Here is an 18,145-nt window from a genome sequence, read left to right on the forward strand (position 1 = left end):
CGCATGCAGCTGGCTTTCGTGGGCGACGTGATGCTGGGCCGGCTGGTGAACCGGCAGCTCAAATCCGTCCCGCCTGGCTTCCCCTGGGGCGATACCCTGCCGGTCCTGGCGCGGGCGGACATCCGCTTCGCCAACCTCGAGTGCGTCCTGGCCGACGGCGGGGCGCCCCAGCCAGGTAAGGTGTTCCACTTCCGCTCGGACGTCCGCAACGTGGCCGTCCTGAGCGCGGCAGCCATCGACGCCGTCGCGCTCGCCAACAACCATGTCCTCGATTACGGGTTGGATGCTTTCCGGGAGACCCTGCCTGCACTGGACCGCTGCGGAATCCTGCACGCCGGGGCGGGGCCGGACCTGGAGGCCGCGCTGCGGCCGGCGATCAGGCGGGTGGGTCCAGCCGCCGTCGGACTCATTGCCTTCACAGACAACCAGCCGGACTGGGAGGCGGGGCCGCAGCGGCCCGGCGTGTATTACGTTCCGGTCGGGGAACGGCAGCGGGACGACGCGAGGGTCCGGGACCTGCTTGCCCTGGTCCGCCGCACCAGGGCCCGCGCGGACCTGCTGGTGGTTTCGGCCCACTGGGGCGGCAACTGGGGAGCCGAGGTGCCGTCCGCCCACCGGGAGCTGGGGCGGGCATTGGTGGATGCCGGGGCCGACGTCGTATTCGGGCATTCGGCCCACGTTTTCCGCGGCGTCGAACTCTACCGCGGACGGCCCCTCATCTACAGCGCCGGGGACTTCATTGACGACTATGCCGTGGACCCCGCGGAACGCAACGACCAGTCCTTCATCTTCCGCCTGGAAACGTCGGGCGGCGTCCCGGTCCGGCTGCAGCTCCACCCCACCGAAATCACCGGGTTCCAGGCGCGGCTGGCCGGAAAGGGCTCACGACAGATCGCAGCGCGGATGCAGGAACTCTGCGTTCAGCTGGGCACGCGCAGCAACTGGTCCGAGGACTCGAACGTGCTGGAAATACCGGTGGACATCTAGTCCCGCTTGTCCCGTTCGCTGAACTCTTCATCAAGGTCATAGTGCCGGAATTCGGTCTCCGGATTCGGTTCGCCCTCGGCCACGTATTCGTAATCGAGTTGGCGCTGGACCTGGCTGTCAAGAATTTGAAGATCCTTGTCCTCAACTTTTGAAAGATCCTCCGGAAAATCATCTTCCGGGCTGAGATGCAGCTTCTCTGACATGTCGCGCCTCTCTTGGCCAGGAACTGGGGTGCTGTACGGGCAGCATCCTGGCACGTCCCAGATTATCCGCGCCCGCCACCCGGCGGAAGACCAGACGGAAGGCTATTGGCCTTTCCTCCGCCCCGCTGCCCTGCCGCTCCGGAGTTTTTGTCCAGATAATGGCCGCTCAGGGGCATCCAGGTCCCGTTATCTGGACAAAAACTCCTTGCGCACAGCGGATCGGGACCTCACCGCGAAGTACCCGGCGACAGCCGCCGTCAGCACCGCCACTGCCGGAATGAACTGCCACCAGTCCACCGTGTCCATGCCCTGGGATGCATTCATGGACCCGTGCAGGAGCCCCAGGATCAGGATGCTCCCGCCGGTTCCGACAAAGACCATACCCAGTAGGTAACGGGCCAGGAAGGCGAACCCGAAGAGGACTCCCCAGGAAAGGGCCACGTCCGTCCAGGGCGTGGCCGTGAACCCGCGTTCGGCAAAGGCCTGGGGCAGATGGATCAGCGCGAACGGAACGGCCGTCAGGACTGAGCCCGCGAGCACGCCCTTACGGTCCATCAGCCGCCGCTGGACCACTCCCGCCCAGGCCAGCTCCTCCCAGACGTTGCCCAGCAGGGCACCGACGACAACAGCTTTCAGCAGGTATACCCCTGCGGTGGCCGCCCACCCGCTGGCCGGCTCTCGGAGCGTGCCGGTCACGACGGCGGTCAGCAGGGTCAGGAGCGGCAGCGCCAGCAGCGCCATGGCGTACCAGCCGGCGCCCACCCGCCAGCGGACCACGCCGCTGAACAGCCGCCGGACGCCGGCACGGCCTTCAGCCGCTGCCGTCACGAGGACCGCGGCCCCCAGCAGGACCAGGAGTTCCACCAGGAGCCCGGGAGTGACGTCCTGCAACAAGACGATGGCAAGGCACTGGGCCAGCCAGGCCGGCGGGATGGCAAGGATCAGAAAAGCGGCAACGGGGTGCGCGGCAATCCGGTCCCTAATCCGGGCGCGGATGCCTCCGCCGGTGTTCGGAGCTGGGTCAACGCTCATCACGTGCCTCGGTTCAGGCGTTATGCCACCCTTAGGACAGCCGCCACACGTAGGCGTAGGGCTGCGGGAACTGCGTGATCCGGAATGCACGGACCGTGATCCTGGCCTGGCCCGGCGGGATGCCCGTCCAGTGGACCTGTTCAACGTTGTTCCGGTGATCGAAGCCGGCGGTGGCTCCGGAATTTCCGTGCCGCTCGCTACCGTCGGCCGCCACCACGATGAGGTCGAGGTCGTTCTGCAGCTGAGGGCCGGGCGGATCGGACCATACAAGGGTGATCTTCAGGGTCACCCCGGCGGCGGTGGGTTCCGGGTCCCCGGCCGGACCCCGGTGCCGCCTTCCTTTGGGAGCAACCTTGGGGACCTCTTCGGGGATGTCGATAACGAAGGAGTCCTCCTCCCCCTGCTCCAGGGGGCCTCCTTCGCCCAGGCCCGCATTGCCGGGCTGCCCGGGAAGGACCACGGACCGGGCCAGGTTGACCCTGCCCCAGCCGGAGTTCCCGTTGGGTGATTCGCCGGCTTCGCTGGGGTTGTACTGTCCCGGCAGCTCGTCGGCGCCGTTGATCAGGAGGGCTTTGACCAGGGCGGCGCTGGGTGTTCCGAGTCCGTTTTTCACCAGGGTTTCGCGCAGCACCGCGGCGCAGCCGGCAACAAGCGGGGTTGCCATCGAGGTGCCAGAGTCGAAGAAGAACAGCGGGTCGGTGGAGGTGCCGAACGTGTTGCCCATCGGGGCGTTCCGCGAGAGGGCCGATAGGATGCTGGTCCCCGGGGCCACGACGTCGGGCTTGATGCGGCCCTCCTTGGTGGGCCCGCGGCTGGAGAAGGCCACCATCCCGTCCGGGTTGTTGGCCTGTTTGTCCCGCTTGACGGGGTTCGCAGGGAAGTCCCCCGGCCAATACGTGCCGTAGGACGGCGCGAATTCCTTGCGGAGGCTCTCGCTGGCGCCCACGGTGATGCAGTTCTTGGCCGCGGACTGCGATCCGATGGAATTCGAGTCCACCGTGCCGTCGCTGTTGCCGTCCACGCCGTCGTTTCCGGCGGCAAAGCAGATGACCTGGTCCGGGTGGTTCCACACGAACTCGTCGATCTCCCGGGAACTCGCGTCATAGGGGAGGTTGAGTCCGGGCACGCCCCAGGAGTTTGTGTGGACGCGGGCGCCGTCGTCGTAGGTCTTTTGGAAGAGGTCGTTGAGGTTGACCGGAATGCCGCCCAGGCCGCCGTTGGCGTCCAGGAGGCTCTGCAGGATCAGCAGGGCCTCCGGCGCCGTGCCCTCAATGTCACCGCCCATGGTGGCCGAGTTTCCCCGGCCCAGGACGGAGCCGGCCACGTGGGTGCCGTGGCCGTGCGGATCGTCCGCCTTGTCCGGCGCCGTGCGGCCCAGCGCATAGAGCGTCTGGACCCGTCCGGTGAACGCCGGATGCGGACTGGCGGCGTCGCCGGTGTCGAATCCGGTGTCCGCCACGGCCACCACTTCGCCGTCGCCCCGGTACGTGGTCCCGTTGAGCTGCACCCCGGCATTCAGGATCTGCCGGGCAACGTTGTTGAACAGCTGGCGATCGCGCACCGGATGGATCTCGCGGATCTCGTCGATGGCGGCCAGTTCCGGGAGCTGGCCCACCGAGGTGGTGATGCGCAGCTTTCCCGGGGTCACCGCCACGGCGTCGGGCTCCACCCGGGCCGCCACGGCAACCCGGGCGATCAGGTCCGGGCTGGCCTCCACGCCAGGGTGCAGGAGCAGGTCCACCCGTTCCAGCCGGCGGTCCGGGTGCGGCTCGTGGTCCGCCAGCGACCGGACATTCGCCGCATCGGCGCTGCGCGGCAGCAGCGGCGGCGGGATTTTGAAGACACGGGAGTAGACGTCGGCCCAGCTCACGAACGGCAGGGCGCGCACCCGGTCCAGGTCTGCCGGCGGGAACGCTGCCAGGTAGGTGTTGTCCGAGACGTATTCCTGCATTTCGACGTCGATGCCGGCAAGTTCCGCACGCTGTTCCGCCGTCAGCGGCTCCGCGGTCTGGATGAGGATGTGGTCCGATTCCGAGGCGTCCTCGGCGACCAGCCCGGCGTCACGCAGGGCACGGTTCTGTTTGATCGGATCGATGGTGATGCCGTTGATGGTGATGTCAGACATGAAATTGTGCCCCCTGGCGATCCGCCGGAAACAGCCTCGGCACCCGGCGGCCGCATGCGTTCTAGAAGGAGACCTGGGTCCCCGCCGAGCGGAGGCCCCGGAAGGTGAGCGTCAGCATACGCTCGGCACCCTAGGCGGTCAACGGCGCGCCGGTAGCCGGCATCGGGGCGGACCCCGCAGCCGCCGCCGCCCCAGGCACAGAGTCAGTCACCTCAGCGGGCAGCGTCCCGTCGTCCTCGTACGCGCCGGCCCCGGCGAGGTCGCGGCCGGCGATGTAGCCGAAGGTGAGGGCCGGTCCCAGATTGATGCCGCCGGCGGGGTAATGGCCGCCCATCACATTGGCCTGGTCGTTGCCTGCAACGTAGAGCCCGTCAATCGGCCGGCCGTGGTTGTCCAGCACGCGTGAACGGCCGTCGGCGTCGAGCCCGGCGAAGGTGCCGAAGCTGCCGGGAACCACGCGCACCGCGTAGAAAGGTCCTTTCTCGAGCGGGCCCAGCGAGGGGTTGGGCCGGTTCGCGGCGTCGCCGCCGTACCGGTTGAAGGCCGTCTCACCGCGGCCGAAGTCCGGGTCCACGCCGTCGCGGGCGTTGCGGTTGAACTCCTCCACGGTGGCTTTGAGGCCCGCGGGGTCGATTCCGCAGTTGGCCGCGAGCTCCTCGAGGGTCCGGCCCTTCTTCAGGTAGCCGGAACGGAGGTACGGGAACAGCGGGACCGGCAGCGGCTTGGCCATGCCCAGCGGGAACCTCCGGACGAACCTGCTGTCGGCGATCTGCCATGATTCCGCGGTGCCGCCCTCGGGGGTGGCGGCCATCAGCGCGGCAACGTAGTCGTAGTAGCCGTTGGCCTCGTTGACGAACCGCTTCCCGGAGCGCAGGACGCCGATGCTGCCCGGCTTGGCGCGGTCCATGATGTGCGGGAACGTGCCGGTGCGGCCGTCGCGGTACGGCACCAGGGAAACGGGGCACCACGCCGCGGCGGACTTCACATCGGTCTTGAACCGGGCGCCCACGGCCTGGGCCAGGCTGATGCCGTCGCCGCTGGTTTCCCGCGGCGCCAGTGTCCAGTGTTCCCGGCCCGTGGGAGTGTGCGGGAAAAGTTCCTTCCGGCGCTGGACGTCATGGGGGAAGCCTCCGGCGGCGAGAACGACGCCGCATGCTGCGTTGATCTGCAGCCCGCCTTCGGGGGACTCGACGACGGCGCCGGTCACCTTGCCGGCGTCGTCGGTAAGCAGCCTCCGGGCAGGCGTGGAAACGCGGATGTCCACACCGAGGTCGTCGGCTGACTTCATCAGGCGTCCGGTCAAGGCGGTCCCGTTGACCAGTTGCATGTTGCGGCGGTGAACCATCAGGTCCAGGAGGTGGCGGCCCAGGCGCCAGCCTGCGTGCACGATGCCTTGGGGGTTGCCCTGCGAGGCGGAGAGGAACTTGGTAAGGTCCGGTCCGGCCATGATGCCCATCCCCAGGAAGGACGTTTCGTAAAGCTGGTGGCGCATCTTGGCGCGGAGTTCCGGACGGATGCGCCGGGCATTGATCGGCCTGGGACCCACCGAGCGGTTGCCGGTGCCTGCACCCGGTATCTTGCCGTAGATGTCGTTGATCCTGGTGCCGGGAACAAACTGGAGCGATGTCTTGTCCTGGAAGAAACCCACCATGTGCGGCACGGCCTCGAGGAAGGCGTCCACCCTGTCCGCCTGGTACTCCTCCCGCAGGGTGTGGCGCAGGTAGGTCCGGAAGGTTTCCTTGTCCTCGTTCACGCCGGCGGCACTGGCCAGCGGGTTGCCGGGCGTCCAGGCCCAGCCGCCGGACCAGGACGTGGCACCCCCGCAGACTTCGGCCTTTTCCACCACGATGACCTTGAGTCCGTGGTAGGCAGCGGTGACGGCTGCGGACAATCCGCCGGCGCCGGATCCGACCACCAGGACGTCACAGTCCAGGGTTGGAAGGCGGCGTTCCTGCCCAGCGGAGGCCGGGGCCGGTGTCGAGTCCGGCGTGGGGTCGGTGTTCGCGTTCATGGGGTTCTCCATTGTGGTTCTCTCGGTGTCTCTTAGTGTCCGAAGCTCTTAGTGGCCGAAGGTGTCTGAATCGAGGCGCGGCGGGGCGCCGGTTTCCAAGGCGCTGATGGCCGCCAGCTGGTCCGGTGTCAGCTCGAAGCCGAAGACGTCCAGGTTCTGCCGCTGCCGGGCGTCGCTGGCGGACTTCGGCATGGCGATGCGGCCCTGCTGGACATGCCAGCGGAGCACGATCTGCCCGGGCGTTGTGCCCAGTTCGGCTGCCGGTGCGGTGATGGCCGGGCTGGCCAGGAAATCGCCGTTGCGGCCGAGCGGGCTGTACGCCCCGGTGGCGATGCCGTGCTCGCGGTGGAACGCCAGCTGGCCCGGCTGCCCGTGGGCGGGGTCCACCTGCACCTGGTTGACCGGCACGGTGAGTCCGGCGCCCAGGACCTGGCGGAGGTGGGCGGGCTTGAAGTTGGACACTCCCCAGGCGCGGATGGCGCCGTCGTTCGCCAGCTGCTGGAGGCCTTCGCAGGCTTCGACGAACCTGCCCTGCGCCGGGTTGGGCCAGTGGACCAGGAACAGGTCCAGGTAGTCCACGCCCAGCCTGCGCGCCGAGTGTTCGAATGCGGTCCGGACGCCGTCCCGGCTGTGCCAATCCCGGTTGAACTTGGTGGTGATGAAGATGTCCTGCCGGGCGATGCCGCTGCGCCGGATGCCCTCCCCCACGGCCTCTTCATTGCCGTAGTTCTCGGCCGTATCGATGTGCCGGTAGCCGTTGGCGATGGCGCGGTTCACGGCATCCGCGGCTTCCTCTCCCGCCATCGGCCAGGTGCCCAGCCCGATCAGCGGAACGTGGACGCCGGGGGCAAGTTCCGTCGTCGTGCTTTCCACTTGGCCCCTGCTTTCTGGAGGTTCTCCGCTGCCGCCAGGACGGCGTCGGCGGCGGCCCTAAGGGTGCGGGCCCAGCCCGGCCCGCCGAGCTGGGCAACGCGCCGGTCCGACGGCGTTTCCACGCTGACGGGCGTCGTGGCGGGGAAGGCGGCCACCAGCGCTGCGAGATCGAATCCGCCTTCGCCGGGGACGCCGCGCTCGGAGCGGGACTCAGTCACCAGGTCCTCACGGCTGGCGGGCCGCTGCGTTGGGCCGTCGCACAGCTGCAGCAGCGGGACGAGGTCCGCGCCGGCTGCGAGTTGCTCGAACGTTCCGCCGAAGCGGTTGAAGTGCAGGGCGTCCACCACGACCTTGCAGCCGGCGGCCCGGGCCAGGTCCACCGCGGCGGGGATGGAATGCACCGCCTGGTAGGAGATCGGTTCCAGCGTGGGCACGATGCCGAAGCCCCGGCCATCGGCTGTCATCCGGGCCAGGGTGTCCCCCAGCCGGGCGGTGTCCGGATCGGCGCCGGCCACGGTCAGCGAGCCGGCGCCCAGCGCCTGACCGGCTTCCATCATCCGCAGCCAGGCCTCGCGCTGATCACTGCCGTCCAGCAGCAGGAACTCGATGTCCTTCACGGCCACCCCGGTGTCCCGCATCCGGGCCAGGGTTTCCTTCAGCATGGGCGAGCCGGGCTGCAGGTCGTAGGCGCGTTCGGTGGCGGTGACCGGCCGGACGCGGGCGCCGATGAAGTCGAAGCCCGCCTCGGCTGCGATGGCCACGAGGTCCGGGGGTGCGGTTCCCACGAGGGACAGCTGGGCCAGGCCCACCTGGCGGCGTGACGGGATGGTCATGATGCTGCTCCGTTCAGGCTCAGTTCGCTCATGGCAGAGGAGTCCGCGGCCAGTGCGGCCGCCACGCGCTGGGCGGCGTCGTACCCGCTCTTCACGGCGTTGGAGGCGATGGCCGGGGTCTGGTCCACCACCGAGCCGGCAAGGGTCACGGGAACCCCGGCCACGAAGCTGAGCGCCGCGTCGCGTTCCCTGGCCGGCACGGAGCCGTCCAGCGGGGCCACCGAGCGGGAGACCAGCAGCGGCCCTGGAGCGTCCAGCCACTCGCCGCTGCCCAGCCGCACCCGGGTGCCGTCGTATTCCTCGATGGTGGCGCCCAGCCGGATCCGGACCCGCGGATTCTGCTCCAGCCTGGGCACGGCCAGGATCTTGGCGCGGCGGCCGGATTCCGGCGCGATGACCTCCTGCGGCCCCACCAGCAGCACGGCGGTGCCGCGGTCCGCCAGGGTGTCCGCCACGCTCATGGCCACCGAGTCGGCGCCCCAGATGGTCACGGCCGCGGGGACTTCGCCATCGGAAGCACCGCTGTCCAGAACGCCGGGACGGGTGGCGAGCCACTCACGCACGTCCTGGACGTTCGGGGAGTCCGCGCCGGGGAACCCGGCGTCCGGGCGTAAACCGCCCGTGGCCAGCACGACGGCGTCGGCACCGGTTCTGCGGGCCAGTGCGGCGACGTCGCTGGTATCCACGCGTGTTCCAAGCCGGATGTCGATGCCGAGCCGGGTGTTCTCCGCCGCGGACCATTCGGCGAAGCGGTGGAAGTCCGGGGTGGACTTCATCCGTTCCGCCAGGGCGAACTGCCCGCCGGGGCGGGCGCCGTCGTCGAGCACGGTCACCTGCGCACCGGCTTCGGCGAGTTCACGGGCGGCGGTGAGGCCTGCTGGGCCGGCGCCCACCACCACAACGCGGGAGCCCTCCCGGACGGCGGGCGTGGGCACAGGGACGCGGGAGCGTCCCACGGCCGGGTTTACCGTGCAGGTCACCTGGCCGAGGCCCAGGTTGTCGATGCAGACGTTGCAAGCGATGCACGGGCGGTACCGCCCGCCGTGCAGGACGCCGCCCACAAAGGCAGGGTCGGCATGGATGGCGCGGGCCAGGCTGACAAAGTCGCAGGTGCCTTCGTCGAGGACCTCTTCGATGATGGCCGCGGAGTTCAGCCGGCCGGCCATGCCCAGCGGAAGGCCGAACCGGCGGTAGGCCCTGGCGTACTCGGACAGGACGCCGGGCTTCCATTCTCCGGACTGGACAATCCATTCGCCGGCCTCGTAGCTGCCGGCGGAGATGTCCAGGAAGTCGAGTTTCTCAAGGTGTGCCTTGCCGATGATGGCCAGCTGCTGCTCTGCCGTGATGCCGTCCGCCGGGCCCTCCACCACGGAGACGCGCATGCCGATGATGGCATCTGGCGCGGCCTGCCGGACTTCGTCGATCACCAGGTTCATGAAGCGTTCGGGGGCGGCGAATTCGTCAGTGCGGTGGTTGGAGATGGGGGACATGAACTGGTGGATCAGGTAGCCGTGGGCGCCGTGGATGTTGATGACGTCGAAGCCCGCGTCCACCGCACGGCGGGCGGCCTGGCCGTACGCTTCCGCGAGGTCGTGGCATCCCCCGACGGTGAGTTCCCGCGGCACCTCGCCCCCAGCCACCGCACACGGGACCGGCGACGGCGCCAGGTTCTTGCGGCCGGACACTGCTGCCTGCGCGGTGCGGCCGCCGTGGTTAAGTTCGACGGCGGCGAGCGCACCTTCGGCGTGCAGGGCATCCGTGAGTTTGCGCAGGCCCGGGACCGTGGCGTCGCTGTGCAGGCCCAGCTGGTGGGTGCGGCCCTTGCCGTCGGCGCGGACATAGGTGGCTTCGGTGGTTACCAGCGCCAGTCCGGCCTTGGCCCGGGTGACCAGGTAGTCGATGTATTGCTCGGTGATGCGGCCGTCCGTGGTGCCGTAGTTGCGTTCCATCGGGGCGGAGGCGAGGCGGTTGCGGAGTGTCCGCGGGGTGCGGCCGTTGCGGCCGAGGGTCAGCGGCAGGGCCGCGTGGCTTTCGGTGGTCATTCGTCTTCCCTAACGTGCTGCCGGAATACGGGTGGCGAGGTCGGCTGCCGGGGCTTCCGGCGGGGAGTGCTGGCCGGTGACGTCCAGCTGGTCCACCGCGGCGAAGCGGACCGGGACGCCGGTGCGGGAGGACTCGTAGACGGCAAGCAGGATGCGCAGCGCCCTGGTGGCGTCCTCGCCGGTGATGGCCGGGTCGGTGCCGTTCTCCAGTGCGGCCACGAAGTCGCGGACCTGGCTGGTGTGGTGCGGGATGAGCTGGCCGTTGATGGTGGCCAGGTCCGCATTGGGCCGGATGCCCGCCGGGTGGACGGCTTCGGTGGTGATGGTTTCGCCGACGGCCCACAGGTCCACCCGGCCGTCGCTGCCCTCCGGGAACTCGGTGAGGGAGGCCGAGGCGCCGGTCTCGCCGGTGATCCGGATCTGCACGCCCAGGCTGGGCGAGACCGCCGTCGAGGCCTCCAGCGTGGCCATGGCTCCGGAGGTGAAGGTCAGGACGGCCGTGGCGGAGTCCTCCACCTCGATGTTGGCGCCGTGCTTGTAGGTGTTGATTTTCCCGTAGACCTCGGCGATGTCCCCCATGAACCACTGCAGCAGGTCGATGTAGTGGATGGCCTGCGTCATGAGCACGCCGCCGCCGTCGTTGGCCCACGTTCCCCGCCAGGCGTCCTTGGAGTAGTACTCGGGTTCGCGGTGCAGCATCACCGAGCACTGGCCCATCACCGGGCGGCCCAGGGTGCCGTCGTCGATCGCCGCCCGGATCCGCTGGGCGCCCGGCCAGAAGCGGCGCTGGAAGAGCACGCCCAGCTTCACCCCGGCGCCGGCGCAGGCCGCCGCCATCCGTTCGGCGGAGGGCAGGTCCGTGGAGATGGGCTTCTCGCAGAGGACGTGGACGCCCGCCGCGGCCGACTGCAGCACCACGTCCTCATGGGTGGGGTGCGGCGTGCAGACCGAGATGATGTCCACCCCGAGGCCCAGCAGTTCGGCCACCGTGTCCACGGCGTGCGGCACACCCCAGGACTTGGCCGTGGCACGGGCCCGGTCCAGGTCGATGTCGCAGACCCCGACGATCCGGACGTTGTCCAGGGCGCCGAAGGCCTCAAGGTGGTTGCGGGAGATGGCCCCGCAGCCGACGATGCCGACGCGGAAGGTACGGGCGGGTGCGGATGCTGATGATGTCACGGGAGGATCAACTTTCTGGTGCGTGGGCGCGCTGGCCGGTGGTGCGCTGGCCGGCGGTGCCCTGGCTGGAGGGGCGCTAGGCGGAAACGCGGCGCTTGCGGGGCAGGCCGAGCTCTTCGAGCGGGGTCTTGTGGGTTTCCCTCGCCGTGGCGATGGCGATCGCGGAGACCGTCAGGCAGACCACCGTGAAGCTGGCCACCGGAATCCAGCCGCCGGGGCCGGGCCGGGCGAGCATGGTGGCAATGACGGGGGCGAACCCGGTGAGGATCAGGCCCACCTGGCTGCCGATGGCCATGCCCGAGTAGCGGACCGGGGCGGGGAACATCTCGGGGAAGAAGACCGTCCAGACGCCGTTCCAGCAGGAGTAGAACACGCTCATGTTCAGGAACCCGAAGACGAAGATCAGCGGGACGTTGTGCTCGCTGATGGCCCAGAAGTAGCCGAATGAGGTGATGGCGCAACCGAGCGCGCCCACCAGGAGCACCTTCTTGCGGCCGAACCTGTCGGAGATGATGCCGGCCAGCGGGATGGTGAACATGGACAGGCCGATGGTGATGGCGTTGACGCTGAGCATCAGGGTCCGGTCCAGGCCGATGGAGGGTCCGGTGGCGTAGGCCAGGGCGTAGACCGTGAAGGTGGTCTGCATGACGGAGAACAGCATGACCAGGGCGATGCGCAGGACGTCGCGCCACTGGGTCTTCAGTACCTCGGCCGCCGGGATGCCCTTGGGCTTCGTCGGGTCCACGGCCTCTTCAAAGACCGGCGGTTCCTCCAGGCGCGTGCGGATCCAGTAGGCGACGCCCAGGACCACCACGGACATCCAGAACGGTACGCGCCAGCCCCAGCTGAGCAGCTGGTCTTCGGGCAGGGCGGCCAGCGGAATGAAGACCACGGTGGAGAGCACCATGCCGGAGGCGTAGCCGGTCATCACGAAGCTGGTGAAGAAGCCGCGGCGGCCTTCCGGGGAGTGCTCCATGGTGAGCGTTGATGCTCCGGCGGCTTCGGCGCCGGCGGAGAAGCCCTGCGCCAGGCGGCCGACGAGCAGCAGCGCCGTGGCCCAGTAGCCGATCTGGCCGTACGTGGGCAGGAAGCCGATGCCGATGGAGGCGACGCCCATGATGACCAGCGTGATCATGAGGGCCTGCTTGCGGCCCACCTTGTCACCGAAGTGGCTCATCACGATGCCGCCCAGCGGCCGGGCGAGGTACCCGACGCCGAAGGTGGCCATCGCCCCGAGCAGCGCCACCACGGGGTCGCCGCCGGGGAAGAAGATCTTGGGGAAGACCAGCGCCGCGGCGGTGCCGTAAATGAAGAAGTCGTAGTACTCCAGGGTGGATCCCAGGAAGGACGCGAGCGCAGCCTTCTTTGGCATCTTGGCCGGGCGGGTTTCCGCCGGCGCCGGGGCGTCAGTTGCCAGGGCATCTATTGCCGGGGGTTGCTGGACAGGTCCCATAGTGTCTCCTCGTCGAGTGTCACGGGTTAGGGGTGGTGGAGGGCCGCCGCCACGTTGCGGTGGCACGTTCCGTAAGCGTTTTTGGGGGCCAGGACCGTCCGCCGGCTGGCGGGCGGTGGCGTGGTTCCCTGAAGAAAAACTGTATGAGGGGCATCACAGAACTCAGCGGCAGATCCCATTCAACGGGACGGCATCGATAGAGCGGGCGCAGCCTAGATCTTCGCGTCCCGGCCGCCGGCAGCCTGGCGGCCCGGCTCCAGCCAAGGCCGGGTGCCGTACGGCCGGCGCTCCGCGCCCATGGTCCGGGAGAGGCCGCGGCCGGCAGCCACCAGCACCGGCAGGATCAGTTGTGGCTTCTCGTCCGCGGTGGGAACGACGACGGCGATCGCACCGATGACGCTGTTGCCCTCGCCGAACACGGGCACGGAGTAGGCGGTGTTTTCCGGGACCAGGACGCCGGCCAGCCGGACATAGCCCCGTTCCCGGATCAACGCCAGGTGCGCGCGGATCTTCACGGGGTCCGTCTCCGTGTTGGGCGTGGTCTTCTCCAGCGGGCCTGCCAGGAAACGCTCCTGGATGTGGCGCGGCATGTGGGCCATCATGGCGAGGCCCGAGGACGTGTTGTGGATGTCCAGCCGGCCGGCGACGTCGGCAAGGTTCAACACCGTGCCGTGCCGGTCCAGGCGTTCAAGGTAGAGGACGCTGCCGGATTCGACGTCGGGGACGGACAGGGAGACGTTCTCGCGGACGGCCGCGTGGACGCCTTCCAGGAAGGGAAGCCCGCGGCGCCGGAACTCTTCGAGGGGGTTGCTGCGCGAGGCAAGTTCCCACATTTTGACGCCCACGCCGTAGTCCCCCGAGTCGCCGCGGTTGAGCAGCCCGCTGTCCACGAGGTCCTTGGCCAGGCGGTGGGCAGTGCTGCTGGACATGCCGGTGATGCGGACCAGGTCGGCAAGGGTCAGCCGGGGGTGCCCCTTGGAGAAGGCATCCAGGATCTTCACCACGCGCTGGATGACGGACTCCCCCGATGCGGAGTTCGCCATGGTTCCTCCCGGGTTGTCGCCTGTGTCTTTCCTGCCAATATAGCCTTGGCGTGACAACACCTGAGCAAGGAACCAGCGGAAGGAACCACGTGGAGCTGCGGCAGATCGAGGCTTTCCTTGCCGTGGCCGAGGAATTGCATTTTGGCCGCGCCGCCCACCGGCTTCGCATGGCGCAGTCCCCGCTGAGCCAAACCATCAAGAAGCTGGAAAGAAGCCTCGGAACGGACCTCTTCGAGAGGAACACCAGGGCGGTCTCGCTGACGACGGCCGGTATCGCGTTCCTTCCCCACGCGCGGAAAATCGTGGAGGAACTGGACCTGGCGCGCCGGGCCGCCACCGCGGACAGCGGCGAAGTCTACGGCCGGCTCAGCATCGGATTTTCCGGAGCCCTCAACCACAGGACGCTCCCGCCGCTCACGCGGGCCCTGCGCAACAACTACCCGCATCTGGACCTCACCCTCAGCGGAGGGCTGCTGACGCAGGACGCCCTCGACCAGCTGCGCAACGGTTCCCTGGACCTGTCCTTCATCGGGCTACCGGTGGATGCTCCTTCCCTGGCCACGCGGCGCATCGCCGTGGAGCCGCTGGGCGCTGCCGTTCCGGTGGACCATCCCCTGGCCGGCCGGCCCTCCATCGCATTGGCCGACCTGGCGGCCGATGGCTTCGTCACCATGCCGGCAGCGCAGGGGTCCACGCTGCGGGAGGCCACTTTCTCGGCGTGCACCGCCGCCGGTTTCCGGCCGCGCATTGCGCAGGAGGTATCCGATCCCTATACGGCCCTTTCACTGGTGGCCGGCGGGGTAGGCGTCAGCCTGATGCCCGACTCCATGGCCGGCATCATGCCGGGCGGAACGGTGTTCATCCCGCTCTCCGGCGAGGTCCCGCTGCTGGACTCCGGAATCGCATGGAATCCGGCCCTCGTGTCACCCGCCCTCAAGCTGGCCCTTGAGCTGGCCGATACGGTCCTGCCCACGCCGCCGAGCTGATCCCTTCGAACCGCTGCCCCTCCGAACCAGAGCCGCCATGTTGGGTTGACTATGTGTTTTCAGCACATAGTCAAAGACCAAGTAAGTGTTGGACGCGTCTCAATCCTGCACCCACTATTGAATGACATCCCACCAGCGCTCAATGAAGAGGACACCGCACCCATGGCAACTTTCGCCGTCACCTATGCCTACACCGACGCCACCGCCGGACGCCGCGATGAGCACCGCCCCCGCCACGTGGAATTCCTGAAAACGCTGTTCGACGGCGGCAGGCTGATCACCAGCGGGCCCTTCGGTTCCGGGGAGGCCCCCGGCGCCCTGCTGATCCTCAAGGGCGAATCCAAGGCAGACGTCGAAGCACTGATGAACCAGGATCCGTTCTTCAGCAACAACCTCATCGAGGAGCGGACCATCCGCCAGTGGAACATCTTCTTCGGCGCCGAACGCGTGGACGCGGCATGCTGACCGCACGCACCGTTGCCAGGGAGACCATCAGCTACGAGGACGTGGCCGAGCCCGTCCTTGAACCGGGCCACGCTTTGGTCCGGGTCCACCACGTGACGCTCTGCGGCACGGACCTGCATATCTGGGAGGACGACTACCCCACCGAACTGCCCATCGTCCAGGGCCACGAGTTCTCCGGCGTCGTCGAGGCAATCGGCGATCACAACTCCGACAACACTGCCGGAATCCGGACCGGCGACAGGGTTGCCGTCAGCCCCATGACCTACTGCGGAACATGCCGGCCGTGCCTTCAGGGCAGGTTCAATGTGTGCCGGAATATCAGTTGCATCGGCTGCTATTCCGACGGCGCCCTGGTGGAAGTGCTCAGCGTCCCGGTGGAAAAGCTGTGCCCGGTTCCTCAGGGCCTCGCGCTGGATCTCGCCGCCATGGCCGAACCGGCATCCATCGCCATGCAGGCCGTGAACCGGGGCCGTCCCGAACCAGGGGAAACCGCCCTGGTCCTGGGCAGCGGACCCATCGGGCTGCTTGCCACCCTCTACCTGACTGATCTGGGGGTTGACGTCGTCTGCGCCGATACGGAGGCTGACCGCCTGGCGCTGGCACGCACCTTCGGCGCGGTGGACACCCTGCTGGTCGACCCCGCCTGCTTCCCCGGCAATGAGCAGTCCGCGCGGCTGGGCCGCCTGACCGACGGCTACGGCCCCGGCCTGGTCCTCGAGGCCACCGGCGTACCCTCTTCCCTGGAGAACGCCATCCGCCTCGTGGCAAGCGCCGGCCGCATCGTCCAGGTGGGCATCTCACCGCGCACGGCCGCGGTCTCCATGAAGGACATCCCCTTCAAGGAATTGGACCTGCTGGGCAGCCGGAACAGCCTCAACCTGATCCCGGACGGACTGGACCTGCTGGCCCGCCATCCTGAGCGCGCCCGGGCCCTGATGACCCACCGCTTCGGCTTCGCGGAGCTGCAGCAGGCCTATGAGCTGATGCGCAACCGCACAGAGAAAGTGGGAAAGATCGTCATCGAGATGCCGGCGGCCGGAATCGCCGGATCACCCGCCGGACCAGCCGCGGCATTCGCAGGGGCACTCACCCCGGCGGGAGGCCGGCCATGAGCACGGGCCTACGCACCGGCGCAAGCACAGGCGCTACCCGCACCGTGCTGACGCCGGCCGGGGAGCTCGCTGCCGCGTACGACGTTGTAGTGGCCGGCAGCGGCGCGGCCGGCCTGGTGGCCGCAGTCCGCGCGGCAGACGCCGGGCTGAGCGTGCTGGTGGCCGAGAAGGCGGCGCTGCTGGGCGGGACCACCGCCGCCGGCGGCGGGGTGATGTGGGCGCCGAACAACCACCTTGCCAGCGGGGCCGGCTTCAGCGACAGCCATGACCGCGCCGTCGCCTACCTCACGGAAGCAGCCGGGCACGTCCTCTCGGCGGCGGAAATCGACTGGTACGTCCGCACTGCACCCCGCGCCGTCGAGTACCTGACCGGGAACACCCGGGTGTCCATGACCCCCATCGCCCGCCCCGACTACCACCTGGAATGGAACGGAGCGGCCGACGGCGGGCGCGGCCTGGACAACGACGCTTTCGATCCGTCGGATTACCCGGGGCTGGCGGAGGCCATCCGGCCGTCGTCGTACTTTCCGCTCCTGACCATGACCGAGCGGGACGAGCTCAACGGCCGCGCCGCGGATCCCGGACTGCTCGCGAAGCGGGCGGCGACCGGGGTGCGCACCATGGGCGGGGCGCTGGTGGGCCGGCTGCTCGCGAGCGCCCTGGACAGGGGTGTCCGGATAGTCGCCGAAGCCCCCGTGGAGGACCTGGTCCGTTCGGAAAGCGGCTGGAGTGTCACGATCGGCAGCGGCGCACCTGGTGCTGGCAGCAGGACCGTGGCGGCTGCCGCCGTCGTGCTGGCCTCCGGCGGGTTCGAATGGAATCCACGGCTGCGCCAGGCGTTCCTGCCCTTCCCGGTGACGCCCATCAGCGCGCCCTCCAATGAGGGCGACGGGCTGGAACTGGGCCTTAAGGCCGGGGCCGCGGTGGCCGACATGACCGCCATCTGGGGCGTTCCCGTGATCTCCGCACCGGCGCATCAGTACGACGGCCGCCAGTCCGGCCGGATGGGCAACGTGGAGATGACCCTGCCCGGTTCCATCACGGTGAACGCCGCAGGAAAGCGCTTTGTCAACGAAGCACTGAACTACCACGACGCCTGCCGCGTGTTTGCCTCGGTGGACCCGCACACCGGGCGGCAGCAGAACAACCCGGCGTGGCTGGTGTTCGACTCCGCCTACCTGTCCAAGTACCCGGTGGCCGGCTCAACGCCCGGGCGGCCGGCCGAATGGATGACGTCCGCCGGGACCCTGGCGGAACTGGCCGAAAAGCTGGGGATCGACCCCGCCGGGCTCTGTGCAACTGTGGCCCGCTTCAATGCCGACGCTGCGGCAGGCACCGACACCGAGTTCCACCGCGGCGCCACAGCCCAGGACCGTTTCCTGGGCGATGCCGGCAACACCCCCAACCCGTGCCTGGCCCCGCTGGCCACCGGCCCGTTCCACGCGGTGCCCGTTTCGGCGGGCGTCCTGGGAACCTCCGGCGGCCTGGACACCGACTTCGACGGCCGGGTGCTGGACCGCCGCCGCCAGCCGATCCCCGGCCTGTACGCCGCGGGGAACGTGGCTGCCGGCGTGTTCCGGAACAACTACCCCGGCGGCGGCGCCACGCTGGGATCCGCCATCACGCGGGCCTTCGCGGTGGGCGAGCACCTGGCGGCGAGCCCACGGCACTAAAGGTCACCACAAAAGGCAAGGGGCCGACGGCGGAGGGTACCGCCGTTGACCCCTTGCCTTTGGCGTGTGATGCGGGACACAAAAGAAATTCCACCGAAGTGATTGCCTTGGGGCCGGTCGGTCGGCCA

The 18,145-nt window shown here is 68.9% G+C and carries 15 protein-coding genes; 5 read left to right on the forward strand and 10 right to left on the reverse strand.

Annotated features, from left to right (window positions below; genetic code table 11):
* Nucleotides 1–3: 3 nt before the first annotated feature.
* Nucleotides 4–987, forward strand: coding sequence for a CapA family protein (locus tag Q8Z05_RS04325; RefSeq protein WP_305942261.1), 984 nt, complete (start codon nt 4–6; stop codon nt 985–987).
* Here Q8Z05_RS04325 and Q8Z05_RS04330 read toward each other — a convergent pair.
* The 10 genes from Q8Z05_RS04330 to Q8Z05_RS04375 all read right to left on the reverse strand — a co-directional run bounded on the left by Q8Z05_RS04330 (nt 984) and on the right by Q8Z05_RS04375 (nt 13,781).
* Nucleotides 984–1,190 carry a hypothetical protein gene (locus Q8Z05_RS04330; protein WP_305942262.1) on the reverse strand — a complete coding sequence of 69 codons (207 nt, stop codon included), beginning with the start codon at nt 1,188–1,190 and terminating at the stop codon, nt 984–986. The genes Q8Z05_RS04325 and Q8Z05_RS04330 overlap by 4 nt on opposite strands.
* Nucleotides 1,191–1,376: 186 nt before the next feature.
* Nucleotides 1,377–2,222, reverse strand: a complete 846-nt coding sequence (locus Q8Z05_RS04335; RefSeq protein WP_305942263.1) for a CPBP family intramembrane glutamic endopeptidase — start codon at nt 2,220–2,222, stop codon at nt 1,377–1,379.
* A gap of 31 nt (nt 2,223–2,253) precedes the next feature.
* Nucleotides 2,254–4,347, reverse strand: a complete 2,094-nt coding sequence (locus tag Q8Z05_RS04340; protein WP_305942264.1) for a S8 family serine peptidase — start codon at nt 4,345–4,347, stop codon at nt 2,254–2,256.
* Nucleotides 4,348–4,477: 130 nt separating this feature from the next.
* Nucleotides 4,478–6,358 carry an FAD-dependent oxidoreductase gene (locus Q8Z05_RS04345; protein WP_305942265.1) on the reverse strand — a complete coding sequence of 627 codons (1,881 nt, stop codon included), beginning with the start codon at nt 6,356–6,358 and terminating at the stop codon, nt 4,478–4,480.
* Nucleotides 6,359–6,406: 48 nt separating this feature from the next.
* Nucleotides 6,407–7,231: an aldo/keto reductase gene (locus Q8Z05_RS04350; protein ID WP_305942266.1), complete on the reverse strand. Its 825-nt coding sequence runs from the start codon at nt 7,229–7,231 to the stop codon at nt 6,407–6,409.
* Nucleotides 7,183–8,064, reverse strand: a complete 882-nt coding sequence (locus tag Q8Z05_RS04355) for a sugar phosphate isomerase/epimerase family protein (protein WP_305942267.1) — start codon at nt 8,062–8,064, stop codon at nt 7,183–7,185. The genes Q8Z05_RS04350 and Q8Z05_RS04355 overlap by 49 nt, the downstream gene beginning before the upstream one ends.
* Entirely contained in the window at nt 8,061–10,106 is a 2,046-nt protein-coding gene (locus Q8Z05_RS04360) for an FAD-dependent oxidoreductase (protein ID WP_305942268.1), read from the reverse strand. Before Q8Z05_RS04360 ends, Q8Z05_RS04355 begins: the two co-directional genes overlap by 4 nt.
* 9 nt (nt 10,107–10,115) lie before the next feature.
* Entirely contained in the window at nt 10,116–11,285 is a 1,170-nt protein-coding gene (locus tag Q8Z05_RS04365) for a Gfo/Idh/MocA family protein (protein ID WP_305942269.1), read from the reverse strand.
* A gap of 76 nt (nt 11,286–11,361) precedes the next feature.
* Nucleotides 11,362–12,738, reverse strand: a complete 1,377-nt coding sequence (locus tag Q8Z05_RS04370) for an MFS transporter (protein ID WP_305942270.1) — start codon at nt 12,736–12,738, stop codon at nt 11,362–11,364.
* A 212-nt stretch (nt 12,739–12,950) separates the two neighbouring features.
* Nucleotides 12,951–13,781: an IclR family transcriptional regulator gene (locus tag Q8Z05_RS04375; protein WP_305942271.1), complete on the reverse strand. Its 831-nt coding sequence runs from the start codon at nt 13,779–13,781 to the stop codon at nt 12,951–12,953.
* 50 nt (nt 13,782–13,831) lie between these two features.
* Here Q8Z05_RS04375 and Q8Z05_RS04380 point away from each other — a divergent pair, with 50 nt between their 5' ends.
* From Q8Z05_RS04380 to Q8Z05_RS04395, 4 genes are all read left to right on the forward strand, one after another.
* Nucleotides 13,832–14,767 (forward strand): LysR family transcriptional regulator, encoded by a 936-nt coding sequence (locus Q8Z05_RS04380; RefSeq protein WP_305942272.1) that lies wholly within the window; start codon nt 13,832–13,834, stop codon nt 14,765–14,767.
* A 162-nt stretch (nt 14,768–14,929) separates the two neighbouring features.
* Nucleotides 14,930–15,232 (forward strand): YciI family protein, encoded by a 303-nt coding sequence (locus Q8Z05_RS04385; protein WP_305942273.1) that lies wholly within the window; start codon nt 14,930–14,932, stop codon nt 15,230–15,232.
* Nucleotides 15,226–16,344, forward strand: a complete 1,119-nt coding sequence (locus Q8Z05_RS04390) for an alcohol dehydrogenase catalytic domain-containing protein (protein WP_305942274.1) — start codon at nt 15,226–15,228, stop codon at nt 16,342–16,344. The genes Q8Z05_RS04385 and Q8Z05_RS04390 overlap by 7 nt, the downstream gene beginning before the upstream one ends.
* Nucleotides 16,341–18,017 (forward strand): FAD-dependent oxidoreductase, encoded by a 1,677-nt coding sequence (locus Q8Z05_RS04395; protein WP_305942275.1) that lies wholly within the window; start codon nt 16,341–16,343, stop codon nt 18,015–18,017. The genes Q8Z05_RS04390 and Q8Z05_RS04395 overlap by 4 nt, the downstream gene beginning before the upstream one ends.
* The last annotated feature ends 128 nt before the right edge of the window (nt 18,018–18,145 follow it).

Origin of the sequence: Arthrobacter oryzae, assembly GCF_030718995.1 — a bacterium.
Taxonomy (GTDB): Bacteria; Actinomycetota; Actinomycetes; order Actinomycetales; family Micrococcaceae; genus Arthrobacter; species Arthrobacter oryzae_C.

Coding starts and splice junctions, on each gene's coding strand:
- Q8Z05_RS04325 (WP_305942261.1), top strand. CDS start 4: ATGCAGCTGGCTTTCGTGGGCGACGTGATGCTGGGCCGGCTGGTGAAC.
- Q8Z05_RS04330 (WP_305942262.1), bottom strand. CDS start 1,190: ATGTCAGAGAAGCTGCATCTCAGCCCGGAAGATGATTTTCCGGAGGAT.
- Q8Z05_RS04335 (WP_305942263.1), bottom strand. CDS start 2,222: ATGAGCGTTGACCCAGCTCCGAACACCGGCGGAGGCATCCGCGCCCGG.
- Q8Z05_RS04340 (WP_305942264.1), bottom strand. CDS start 4,347: ATGTCTGACATCACCATCAACGGCATCACCATCGATCCGATCAAACAG.
- Q8Z05_RS04345 (WP_305942265.1), bottom strand. CDS start 6,358: ATGAACGCGAACACCGACCCCACGCCGGACTCGACACCGGCCCCGGCC.
- Q8Z05_RS04355 (WP_305942267.1), bottom strand. CDS start 8,064: ATGACCATCCCGTCACGCCGCCAGGTGGGCCTGGCCCAGCTGTCCCTC.
- Q8Z05_RS04360 (WP_305942268.1), bottom strand. CDS start 10,106: ATGACCACCGAAAGCCACGCGGCCCTGCCGCTGACCCTCGGCCGCAAC.
- Q8Z05_RS04370 (WP_305942270.1), bottom strand. CDS start 12,738: ATGGGACCTGTCCAGCAACCCCCGGCAATAGATGCCCTGGCAACTGAC.
- Q8Z05_RS04375 (WP_305942271.1), bottom strand. CDS start 13,781: ATGGCGAACTCCGCATCGGGGGAGTCCGTCATCCAGCGCGTGGTGAAG.
- Q8Z05_RS04385 (WP_305942273.1), top strand. CDS start 14,930: ATGGCAACTTTCGCCGTCACCTATGCCTACACCGACGCCACCGCCGGA.
- Q8Z05_RS04390 (WP_305942274.1), top strand. CDS start 15,226: ATGCTGACCGCACGCACCGTTGCCAGGGAGACCATCAGCTACGAGGAC.
- Q8Z05_RS04395 (WP_305942275.1), top strand. CDS start 16,341: ATGAGCACGGGCCTACGCACCGGCGCAAGCACAGGCGCTACCCGCACC.